Source organism: Winogradskyella psychrotolerans RS-3, from assembly GCF_000427335.1.
Taxonomy (GTDB): Bacteria; Bacteroidota; Bacteroidia; order Flavobacteriales; family Flavobacteriaceae; genus Winogradskyella; species Winogradskyella psychrotolerans.
On sequence record NZ_ATMR01000140.1, the window covers coordinates 1 to 10574 of the forward strand.

The 10574-nt window shown below is 33.8% G+C and carries 7 protein-coding genes and 2 pseudogenes; all 9 read right to left on the minus strand.

Going from position 1 to position 10574, the window contains the following annotated elements; genetic code table 11:
* Positions 1-128: 128 nt before the first annotated feature.
* The 9 genes and pseudogenes from ADIWIN_RS14850 to ADIWIN_RS14895 all read right to left on the minus strand — a co-directional run bounded on the left by ADIWIN_RS14850 (position 129) and on the right by ADIWIN_RS14895 (position 10185).
* The gene (locus ADIWIN_RS14850; protein ID WP_020897336.1) at positions 129-653 is read right to left on the minus strand and encodes a hypothetical protein; all 525 of its coding nucleotides are present in this window, start codon (positions 651-653) and stop codon (positions 129-131) included.
* 1 nt (position 654) lies between these two features.
* On the minus strand, positions 655-1137 hold the full coding sequence (locus ADIWIN_RS14855; RefSeq protein WP_020897337.1) for a hypothetical protein: 483 nt from the start codon (positions 1135-1137) through the stop codon (positions 655-657).
* 591 nt (positions 1138-1728) lie between these two features.
* Complete coding sequence (locus ADIWIN_RS14865) at positions 1729-2004, minus strand: hypothetical protein (protein WP_040757541.1); 276 nt, start codon at positions 2002-2004, stop codon at positions 1729-1731.
* Entirely contained in the window at positions 1970-2671 is a 702-nt protein-coding gene (locus tag ADIWIN_RS14870; protein ID WP_020897339.1) for a hypothetical protein, read from the minus strand. The genes ADIWIN_RS14865 and ADIWIN_RS14870 overlap by 35 nt, the downstream gene beginning before the upstream one ends.
* Positions 2672-2673: 2 nt before the next feature.
* The gene (locus ADIWIN_RS14875; protein ID WP_020897340.1) at positions 2674-4119 is read right to left on the minus strand and encodes an MBOAT family O-acyltransferase; all 1446 of its coding nucleotides are present in this window, start codon (positions 4117-4119) and stop codon (positions 2674-2676) included.
* Between the two features lie 336 nt (positions 4120-4455).
* Positions 4456-5135: pseudogene (locus tag ADIWIN_RS14880) on the minus strand (hypothetical protein).
* Positions 5136-5415: 280 nt separating this feature from the next.
* Positions 5416-8772 (minus strand): preprotein translocase subunit SecA, encoded by a 3357-nt coding sequence (gene secA / locus ADIWIN_RS14885; RefSeq protein ID WP_020897343.1) that lies wholly within the window; start codon positions 8770-8772, stop codon positions 5416-5418.
* 234 nt (positions 8773-9006) lie between these two features.
* On the minus strand, positions 9007-9228 hold the full coding sequence (locus tag ADIWIN_RS14890; RefSeq protein ID WP_008272287.1) for a DUF2795 domain-containing protein: 222 nt from the start codon (positions 9226-9228) through the stop codon (positions 9007-9009).
* A 382-nt stretch (positions 9229-9610) separates the two neighbouring features.
* Positions 9611-10185, minus strand: a pseudogene (locus tag ADIWIN_RS14895) (cob(I)yrinic acid a,c-diamide adenosyltransferase).
* Positions 10186-10574: the final 389 nt, after the last annotated feature.

Below are 10574 nucleotides of genomic sequence, written 5' to 3' on the forward strand. Positions count from 1 at the left end.
TCTCTTAAATTGCTTACAACGTGATTGTGTATGATTAGTTGCGTGGTTAAGCACCTAATTTAGCAAATAAATCACAGATAGAATATTCCGCAGGAATGTTCGTAAGTCGGCAGTGACCAAGCAATTAATTATACACGGTGTTGTAAAACGTTTTTATTTAGTAACTCTTTTTCAATACTTGTCCGAAATCCAATATAAGTTATTTCGGCAATTTTTATTTTCTCATTTTCAATCCAATCCGCATCTTCATTCATTAATTTTAATTCCGCTTCGTTTTCTGTTAGATTTTTAATTTGTCCGACAAAATATGAATCATCATCAGTTTCTGTAAATATTGCAATCAACTCTTCGTTTTCCAATTCCGATAAACACTCGAACATATTGTTCATTTTTTCGAGTGGTAGTTTTTCGATAAATTCCGAGTAATTGTTATTCTTTATTTCACTTAATTCTTCTTCGTCCCATTCTCGATATTTATCAATTTCGAAATTTCTAATAATTGCAAAACCATCAAATTCTTTTGTCTCGTCATTAAAACAGATAAAGATGAAGATATTGTCGTTAGATTTTAGGCAAATCCCTGAATAAACTTCGTCACGATTTGGTGCTAAATCAACGTGAATAGGAATTCTATTTTTGATGGTTTCTTGCATTTTATTTAAGTTTACTCAACTCAGTTATTCTCTCGAATGCACTTATAAAATTGTTTTGTTTTTCCTTATCACACCAATCAAATAAATAAATATTATAAGAATTTGTCATTTTAAAAGTCATATTTTTTTTGTCAGAATATTGAATAACAGAATCTTTTTCAGTTGCTTTAATGTTTATTTGTTTCATTGTGTCTGTCAAAGAATGAATGAAATTTATATCCACATAAATATCTCGCAATGGAATATTCCACTTCTGAAAGAATTCTGTTTTAGATTTTCCAATAAAGAAAGTTAAAGTAGAATCGGTTGGATTGTATTTCGCTTTTGTATGTACCTCTAATTGATTTGCGTCAGTACATTCAAACATATAGTTTTCTATAATTCCACCTAAATAAGTCATATCAGTACTTTTTTCAATCTTGTCTTTTTCGGAAGAGCAAGAGAGAATTAAGATAAATGTTAGTATGCTGATTGTTTTTTTCAAATGTTTTACAACTAGTTACAAGAGCACAATCATCCTTTTTATCCCTTTTTTAATTCGGGATATCAAACGCAATGGTACTCCATTCTTAGTTTATAATATTAAGAAAAAATTTACAAAGTTTAATGCACAACATTACGTGCATTTCAATAAATATAAGATAGTTACAAGACTTATGATTACTGTTTTCCGTAATGGTATAAAAAAAACGAATAGGTTGCTGGAAATTTTACATGGTGCTCGTAAGAGTTGGGTGGTTTTTGAAGCTATCTAAGTGACGCTTTATTTTTATTGTAGACGGCTAAGTGATGGATACGATTGTTGTAAATAAATTGATGCTTGGTTATAATGCTTCTCGATACATTCTGACAAAAAGGTCGGAACACTCGACGTGACGTTACGTATATCTCAAAAAAAATCCTGATGCGATACATCAGGAATTTTTTTATGGTATTGGTTGGAATGAGCCATAGGATGGCTTTTGGTCCGTAATAGATATGCAACATCGTTCCTGAAGTGTTATTAAATTTACCGGCTTTCATTTCTTCTGTTTTACGAAATGACGACAGCAAATTTTCATACTCATTTTAAGATTTATTCTTTAGTTTCATTTAGCATCATGTCATTTATAAATGCTTGTTTGTTTTCTTTTTCCAATAACCCGTTCTGTAATAACGTGGCAAACCATTCAGAAAATACATTAGCTCCTTTATGGTTTAGATGTTGAAGGTCGCCATATTGAAAATTAGAGAGTGGAAAATTTGAAAAGTCCAGATAATCCATAGTTCCGTATCGCGTTTTCAGTATTTCAATATATTTTTCCTCATTAACAGACTCAAGGTATTTTTTGTGAAGCGGACTTCTTATCAAAATAACTTTTTACCGTTTCTTTACAAAGTTTAATTATAGCATCTAGATATGATAAATTGACTTCTGAAACTCCATTCTCTACAGTAGAAAATTCGTCTTCTAAAGAAGATATATTATCTACTAGCGAATCTGTTTTGTCTCTTTCTAAATAGAAGTAATCACCAAAGTCGTTAGAGAAATACACTTCATTTTTAATGATTCTTGTAAGCTTCATTTTCAGGGAAAGTGACTGCACATTTATGAATGCCGATGGATTATTTTTAAATAATACGAGTTTGTCAGTCATACTCATAAAAGAAGAATATTTAGGGTATTTGTAGGGTATGTATTTATTTCCCCAAATATTTTCATTCATATTTAATTGATTGTCTGTGAACTCAATAAAAACAACTTCTAGCGCTGGATTTTGTATAATAACCTCTTTCGTTTTAAAGTAAATGTAAAAATAGGAATCGCCAGATTGAGATAGGTTTTTTAAGCTAGGAATTAGATGATCGTTAAACGCACATTCGGGTTGAGAATGCCCTAATACGATGTGTTTAGGATTGTTTTGAAGTTTAAAGCTAGTGAATTTTCTATCTAAAGATGATACGCCAATTAAAGTCAAAACAATTATGCCTAATAAAAGGAACGTGAAAAGTAAAATACGTTTAATAAATATGCTCATAACTAAAATTGAAAATATATAAATTCTTGTTGTTTTCCTTGATGCATAAAAATCAATAGGCATATTATAAGATAAAAACACCATCTGTAATAGCGTTTTTCAATTCTACAAAGTTGTGATAAGGTGTGCTGTCCTTCGCGTCCCAACCATTCTATAACGATAAAAAAGCAGATGAGAAGTAGCGTTAACATCGTATCATTGGTTAGTGATTGCGGTATTTTAAATAAAGATCCTGAAAATATACCTTTGATATAGTCTATGGCATGTTGAAGCGATTCTGCCCTAAAAAATATCCAGGCAAAAACGGTTAACCCAAAAGTAAATGACATTAGCCAGAAATCTTTAAGACTTGGGAAGCGTTTGTCTTTAGCAACAATATCTAAATGATTTCTGTTCTTTTTGGTGAGAAGAATAGGCAAAAAATACAATGCGTTTAAAGCTCCCCAAACGATATAGGTCCAATTTGCACCATGCCAAAATCCACTGACAAGAAATATGATGAATACATTCCGAATTTTATTTAATAGACTACCTCGACTTCCACCTAAAGGTATATAGACATAATCCCTAAACCATGTAGAAAGTGACATGTGCCATCGTCTCCAAAATTCAGCTATATCTCGGGAAAAATATGGAGTTGCAAAATTTTGTTTTAAATTAAAACCAAAGAGGCGAGACGTACCAATGGCAATGTCTGAATACCCAGAGAAATCACCATAAATTTGGAATGTAAAAAAGATAGCACCTAAAGCCAAAGTGCTTCCTGAATAGTCTGAAGAATTATTAAAAATTTGATTGGCATATTCTGCACAATTATCTGCAATGACTATTTTTTTGAATAGTCCCCAAAGTATTTGTCGCATCCCATCAATAGCTTTGGCGTAATCGAAATGACGTTTTTTATAAAATTGAGGTAATAGATTTGTGGCACGTTCAATTGGTCCGGCGACTAGTTGTGGAAAAAAGCTTACAAAAGCAAAGAATGCAATAATGTCTTTAGTGGGTTCAAGTTTCCGTTTATAAACGTCTATAGAATAGCTTAAGGTTTGAAACGTATAGAAACTAATACCAACAGGTAGAATAATATTTAAGGAATTTGAACTAATTTCAGTACCAAATAATGAAAAAGCACTCGTAAAATTATCTATAAAAAAATTAAAGTATTTAAAGAACCCTAGGAACCCAAGATTTACTAGAATGCTAATCCATAGTAACTGTTTTCTTTTTGTTTCGTCGTCTTGTTTAGACAAGCTAAGTCCAACTAAATAATCAATTAAGCTACTAAAAAGAATCAAAGATAAAAAGCGCCAATCCCACCAAGCATAAAATATATAGCTGGCGATTACAATTATTAAATTTTGGAGCTTTAGGTTTTTATTCGCGACAAACCAATAAATAATAAAAATGATTGGTAAAAATATAGCAAAATCAAGGGAGTTAAAAATCATTTTTTAGTCTAAAATAGGTCACTTTTTGATTCGCATAAATAGAACTGTAACGTTGACTTCTTATAGCGTAGTGAAACGACGAATTTAATGAATAAATATCGAACTGAATTGCATCGCTTTATAAGCGTTAAAAGCAATGCTTTCATTAGAGCTGTACTTATTATTTTGAATTTACAACGTTTTACTAAGACATCAGTTTTAATTAATTCTTCTTTTTTATGTTCTATTGATAATAAAATAAAACTAGAATATTGAAATGTAGTCATGCTCAGCGTGAGTCATTGTATTTCCATTGAATTCAATATTCTAGTAAAACTTTTCTTATTGTTTTATAAACTAATGACTTTCATCTGTCAAAGGAGAAATCATAATATGTGCTCTGTGTGTTCCAGGATTCATAATCCAAGGATGGTTTGAAGCTACTGGTGCTTCTGGTAAACCGGTAGATGCTGCGGTAGCCCAAGGTAAATACACCACATAACGTAGTTTTGCTTCATCTACTTTTGCTGTTGCAGGATCGTACTCTGCTTTTGGTCCGGAATAGATGTGTAAGGTCGCTCCTGAAGTGATATTAAATTTACCCGCTTTCATTTCTTCTTCGCGGATATCAAATATTTCTTGATGTTTTTTGCCTTCGGCTTTTAAGGCGCGTCCTCTTGCCATAAACGGCTCGAGGTCTTTATGGTAACAGGCAGCACTAAAGCCTTCTTTATTGGGGTCGTCTGCAAGAACTATAAATTCGTTATCGCCTTCTTTTAAGGTTACAAATTCGCCTGCCATATTATAGCCAATCACCTTACAACCAGCTCTACTGGCTTCGGGTGCAGCCATTAATGCGGTTGCAATTAAGGCGTCGTCAGAATCTATCGCTTTTAAGTTTTATTGGTTTCGGTTGGGGTTGTTTCTGTTGTGGTTTCCGTTACATCTGAATCTTGAACGGTTGTTTTTGTTTTGTCTGTAGAATTACAAGACATTAAGAGTCCTGTGAAAATTATTGCTGTGATGATGTGTTTCATGTTAGATTTTTAGATTTTTAGATTGTTAGATCGCTAGATTATTGGATTTTTGGATTGAATTGTTGTTTTTAAAGTTACTAAAATCTGATTAGATTAAGGAATATGAAGGTGGATGATTATTAAAGGTGCTGTTTTTATTATGATGCTTCTCGATACATTCCGACGAAAAAAAGTGTAAATGTTGGAAGTGACATTGCGTATATCACAAAAAAATCCTAATGGGTTAACATCAGGATTTTTAATTCTATTAATGAAATTCCTGCGTCCGCAGGAATTTGTGTTATTCAACAATTACCCATTCTCCTTTTTCAATCAAAGGAATGGCTTGCTTATATTTAACGTCTTTTGTTTCACCACTCATTACATGCTTAATTGTAACCTTATCATTACGTCCAATTTTTGGTTGGTCTCTTACGATGGTTTCTACAACTTGTTGTGGTTGGCGAGATGCACCTTCACCAGCTTGTCTGTTTTGAGACGTACGCTCATCCAAATTAGGAATTTCGTCTTTCTGTGTTTCAAGCTTTTCTTGCTTACGCACTCTAGCTTCTTGAATGGTATCTGCTGTTTCTTGCGGAATTTCTCCTTTAAATAAGAATGATATTACATCTTTATTTACGAGATCGATCATCGTTTTAAACAACTCAAAAGATTCAAACTTATAAATTAATAATGGATCTTTTTGCTCGTGAACCGCTAACTGTACCGACTGCTTTAATTCGTCCATTTTACGTAAATGTACTTTCCAAGAATCATCAACAATCGCTAAAGTAATGTTCTTTTCAAAATCATTAATTAATTGCTTTCCTTTAGTTTCGTATGCTTTTTCTAAGTCTGTTACAACCTGTAAGTTTTTAACTCCGTCTGTAAATGGTACAACGATGCGCTTAAATTTATCGCGTTGTGTATCATATACATTTTCAATTACAGGAAAAGCTAAATCTGCCGCACGTTGCATTTTCTCTCTGTAGTGCTTAAAGGCCGCTTTATAAATAGTACCTGCAATATCAGTGGCATTCATTTTTCCGAATTCAGATTCAGAAATAGGAGACTCCATTGAGAAATAACGAATCAATTCGAATTCGAAATTCTTAAAGTCGTTGGCGTCTTTATTCGTTTCAGCGATGCCTTCTGAGGTATCAAAAATCATGTTCGCTAAATCCACTCTTAAACGTTCGCCATGTAAAGCGTTACGACGACGCTTATAAATGACTTCACGTTGTGCGTTCATCACATCATCATATTCTAATAAACGCTTACGAACACCAAAGTTATTCTCTTCTACTTTTTTCTGTGCACGCTCAATAGATTTAGAAATCATACCATGTTGTATCACTTCTCCTTCTTTTAAGCCCATTCTGTCCATCATCTTAGCGATACGTTCAGAACCAAATAAACGCATTAGGTTATCTTCTAAAGAGACATAAAACTGTGAACTTCCTGGATCTCCCTGACGACCAGCTCTACCACGTAACTGTCTGTCTACACGACGCGAATCGTGACGCTCAGTACCTACAATGGCTAAACCACCTGCTTTTTTTACTTCTTCACTTAACTTAATATCGGTACCACGACCAGCCATGTTGGTGGCGATAGTGACTTGCCCAGCATTACCAGCTTGTGCGACAATATCAGCTTCTTTTTTGTGTTGTTTCGCGTTTAAGACGTTATGATCTATTTTACGAATGCTTAACATCTTGCCTAAAAGTTCTGAAATCTCAACGTTAGTTGTACCAATAAGTACAGGACGACCAGCATTAGATAAGTTTACAACTTCATCAATAACAGCGTTGTATTTTTCACGTTTCGTTTTGTAAACTAAATCGTCTCTATCATCTCTAGCGATTGGTCTGTTGGTTGGAATTTCTACCACATCTAATTTGTAGATTTCCCAAAGTTCACCAGCTTCTGTAACCGCAGTACCTGTCATACCAGACAGTTTACGGTACATTCTAAAGTAATTTTGAAGTGTTACCGTTGCAAAAGTTTGCGTAGCAGCTTCAATTTTTACATTTTCTTTAGCTTCAATCGCTTGGTGTAATCCGTCCGAATAACGACGACCATCCATAATACGACCGGTTTGTTCATCGACAATCATAACCTTGTTTTCCATAACAACATATTGGTTGTCTTTTTCGAATAAGGCGTAAGCTTTTAATAATTGGTTAAGCGTATGAATACGTTCTGACTTTATATTGAAGTCTCTAAATAAGTCTTCTTTGAGATCTGCTTCTTCTTCAGATGATAAACCTTTATTTTCAATCTTAGCAATTTCAGTTCCCATTTCTGGCATCACGAAGAAATCTGGATCATCTTCACCTGAAAGAAATTCAACACCTTTATCAGATAATTCAACTTGATTATTTTTCTCATCGATAACATAATAGAGTTCTGCATCTACTAAAGGCATTTCTCTATTGTTATCTTGCATGTAGTGATTTTCGGTTTTTTGAAGTAATTGCTTCACACCTTCCTCACTTAAATACTTAATTAAGGCTTTGTTTTTTGGAATACCTCTGTAAGCTCTCAATAATTGAAAACCACCTTCTTTAGTATCACCAGCAGCAATTAACTTCTTAGCTTCTGCTAAAACACCGACTAAATATTTGCGTTGTACTTCTTCAATAGCATTTACTTTAGGTTTTAAAGCATCAAACTCGTGCTCATCTCCTCTAGGTACAGGACCCGAAATAATTAAAGGTGTACGTGCATCATCAACTAATACAGAATCGACCTCATCGACAATAGCATAGTGGTGTGGACGTTGTACTAAATCGTCTGGCGAATGTGCCATGTTATCACGTAAATAATCAAAACCAAACTCGTTGTTAGTTCCGTATGTGATATCTGCGTTGTAAGCTTTACGACGTGCATCAGAGTTTGGTTGGTGGTAATCGATACAATCAATACTCATACCATGAAACTGAAAGATTGGTGCCATCCAAGCGCTATCTCGTTTTGCTAAGTAATCGTTAACCGTTACTAAGTGCACTCCTTTACCAGCTAATGCATTTAAATATACAGGAAGCGTTGCAACCAACGTTTTACCTTCACCAGTTTGCATTTCTGCAATTTTACCTTGGTGCATTGCCACACCACCAATAAGTTGCACATCATAATGAATCATGTCCCAAGTAATAGGCTTTCCTGCAGCATCCCAAGAATTAGCCCAAATGGCTTGGTCACCATCAAGCGTTACATAGTCTTTAGCACCAGAAATTTCACGGTCAAAGGCATTTGCTGTTACCGGAATCTGTGTATTGTGAACAAAACGTTTAGCCGTTTCTTTAACAACAGCGAAAGCTTCTGGAAGAATATCGTTTAATACTTCTTCTGTGACTTCGTAGATCTCGTTATCGATTTTATCGACCTCGAGGTACATGTCTTCGCGTTCGTCAATATCTTCAGTAATTTTAGCTTTTTCTAAAAGCTCGTCTTTTTTAGTTTGAAGTGGTTTCCTCGCTTCGGTAATTTTAGCTTTAAATTCAGCTGTTTTTGCCCTCAGTTCGTCGTGTGATAAAGCCTCTAATGCTTTTTCGAAAGTTTTTATTTTTTCAACAATAGGTTTAATTGAACTTACGTCTTGTTTGGATTTATCTCCAACAAAAACTTTAAGCACTTTATCTAAAAATGTCATATTGATAGGTTTGTAATAGATTGATCTGTATCAATCTTTTTTGTTAATTTCAGTTAGTTTTTAATATTTTAAAAACGTGATGCTTATAATAATGAATTAAAAACACCGCTAAAGTCCCCATATGGGAACAATCAATGAGGTATAGATTTTGTTTCGCAATAAAATAACATCCGAAAATAAAAAAGTCTCTTAGTTAAGATAACGCAAGAGACTTTTTTGTGATAATTTTATATGTTAATATTCATCCTCATTCCAGAGGTAATCTTCGTCAGTAGGATAATCTGGCCAAATTTCTTCAATAGAGTCGTAAGAATCTCCTTCATCTTCTATTGCTTGTAAATTTTCAACAACTTCTAAAGGTGCTCCTGTTCTAATTGCGTAGTCAATAAGCTCATCTTTGGTTGCTGGCCAAGGTGCATCACTTAAATAAGATGCTAATTCTAATGTCCAATACATAATTGCGTTGTAATTTAATTTTTTGCAAAAATAATTTTTAGTTGAACAATCCAAGAAAAAATCACATTAATTAGCTGTTAACTTTTATAAATTAATTTATCGGTCTTGCTGAACATTTATATTTATGTGGTTTGAATGATTCAAATATCACTTATAAATGTTTAATCATTAATAGAAAGAACGTGTAATGGTCAACTTTTAATTTCAGATTAAATTTTGCTGTTTTAATCCTGTGCTTTTGAAATAAAATGTTCGTCAATTCGAGTGAATTTTATGACCTATTGGAAATAAAATTAGTATCGAGAATCTCAATAGTATTTAAAACGCTGTTCTCGATACATTCCGATAAAAAAATATCGAAATACTCGAACTGACGTTTTAATTAAGATTCTTTATTAGGAATCCACTTTATCTCTTCAGCTTGCAAGTCATGTGACAACTTCCGTGCCAACACAAAAAGGTAGTCAGATAGTCTATTAATATACATCAATGTTTCGGGTTGAAACGGTTCTAAGTCATTAAGATGCGACGCCAAACGCTCAGCTCTACGGCATACGGTGCGTGCAATGTGACAGAATGACACAGTTGTGTGACCACCAGGTAAAACGAAGTGCGTCATAGGTGGTAGGCTGTCTTCCATAAGGTCCATACCTTTTTCTAGTTTCTCAATGTCTTCGTTAGAAATCTTCGGAATGTTTAATCGTGCTTTACCGTTTTTAATTGTGCTTTTTCAGGATCTGTCGCTAAAATAGCACCCACCGTAAATAGTCGATCTTGAATATCCATCAATGTGTTTTTATACAATTGATCGATGTCTTGATCTCTGATTAATCCAATATGTGAGTTAAGCTCATCGATGGTACCGTAGCTTTCTATTCTTATATGATGTTTTGGAACTCTTGTGCCACCGAAAAGTGCGGTTGTGCCTTTGTCTCCTGTTTTTGTGTATACTTTCATGTAAACAAAGTTAAGAGTTATGAGTGGAATGTTGAGGGTTATGGGTTAAAATTTATATGTGTAGGGTGTAAAGTGTAAAGTGTGAAGTGTGAAGGAAATATAAGAAAGAGCTGATAGTTGTTGGTTGGTGGTTGATAGTTGATGGTTGTTGGTGATTGTAGGTTGGTAGGAAAGAGATAGGATGCAAGAACCAGGAGTCAAGATGCAAGAGTTAAGATTAAAGAGAATAGAGCTTTTAGTTATAAATGACGAGTTTGAGCTAAAAGCTAAAGGCTAAGAGTTGTTGGTTGTTTGTTGTTGGTTGGTAGGAAAGAGACAGGATTTAAGAGTCAAGAGTCAAGAGTCAAGAGTCAAGAGTCAAGAGTCAAGATAAAAGATAAAAAGATAAA